Source organism: Moorena sp. SIO4E2, assembly GCF_010671945.1.
GTDB classification, from domain to species: Bacteria; Cyanobacteriota; Cyanobacteriia; order Cyanobacteriales; family Coleofasciculaceae; genus Moorena; species Moorena producens.
The window spans coordinates 1-1,287 of record NZ_JAAHIE010001284.1 but is presented as its reverse complement, the minus strand read 5'-3'; the positions used below and the strand labels follow the sequence as shown (position 1 = coordinate 1,287).

Here is a 1,287-nt window from a genome sequence, read left to right as displayed (position 1 = left end):
ATGCCCATGTCACCAGAGGAGTTAAAACAGGCAATTGTAGAACCAGCCAAACAGGTAGATTTGGAGATTGAGCCAGAACTGGTGAAAGAAATACTGGCAGATGTAGCGGATGCGCCAGGATATCTGCCATTACTGCAATATACCCTGACACGACTGTGGGAAGAAAGCACTGATAACTGTTTGCGGCTCAACACCTATGTCAAATTGGGTGGTGTGATGGGTACCTTGCATCAACGGGCGACTGAGGTCTATGAGCTTTTTTCTGAGCAAGAACAAGCAGCAGTTAAGCATATTTTTCTAGCACTGACTCAGTTGGGAGAAGGTACAGAAGATACCCGCAGACGAGTATTAAAGCCGAATTTAGTGAATCAGCGCTACAGCGAAGAACTTATTGATACCGTAGTTCAGAAATTAGCTAATGAAAAGCTAGTTGTTACCACTGAAATGGTAAGTAAAGGAGGAGAAGCAAAGAGAGTAGCAGTGGTGGATGTGGCTCATGAAGCTTTGATTCGTCATTGGAGTCTGTTGCGGAGTTGGATAAGTGAAAACCGGGATGGAATGAGAATAGCCCGTAAAATTGAAGCGGCGGCTGAAGAGTGGACAAGGGAAGGTAAGCCAGAAGAAATTGCTTTTTTACTACAGGGAGCAAAATTAAGTAATGCTGAGGATTATCTCTCTAAAGATATCTACCGGGGTCAACTTAATAGTAATGCACAAGAATTTATTAAGGTTAGTCAAAAAGTCCGCGAGCGCATACTTAACGAAGAGAAACAACGTCAACAGGAAGAGAAGCAACGTCAACAGAAACGTCTAGAGGAGTCTGAAGGCAAACGTCAAGCAGAGGTGAAGGCTCGTCAATTAGCAGAGAAAAATCAGAAGCAACTTAGGATTTGGTTGACATTGGTTATAGTGGTTGGAGTTTTTGCCACTATTTTTGGTTTACAATCTCGTAAACAGGCAATTAACTCAGAATTACTAGCAAAAGCTACCAATATAAAATCTTCTCTATCAGTAAAACCTACTCCAAAAGAATTGATCCAAGCTATTGAAGTAACAGCTGAGATTAAAAACTCCCAAAAATCCTTACAAGCAAAGGTAATCTATTTAGAACCAAAGGTGATCAATGAAGTTAATTCTAGCTTATTGACAGCCTTAGACAAGGTTCGAGAAAGGAATCGTTTACAAGGTCATACAGACATAGTCACTGATAATCTGTTTGCCATCTGGGCTAAAAGCGATATCAGTGACCAATATCGGAAGAGAACATTAGCGATGTGAAGACACCTG

The 1,287-nt window shown here is 41.3% G+C and carries 1 protein-coding gene; it reads left to right on the top strand.

The genetic code is table 11. The annotated features are described in order from the left end of the window. The coding region (locus F6K37_RS43000) for an nSTAND1 domain-containing NTPase (protein WP_502887844.1) at positions 1–1,278 on the top strand (1,278 nt) is incomplete at its 5' end. Between the last annotated feature and the right edge of the window lie 9 nt (positions 1,279–1,287).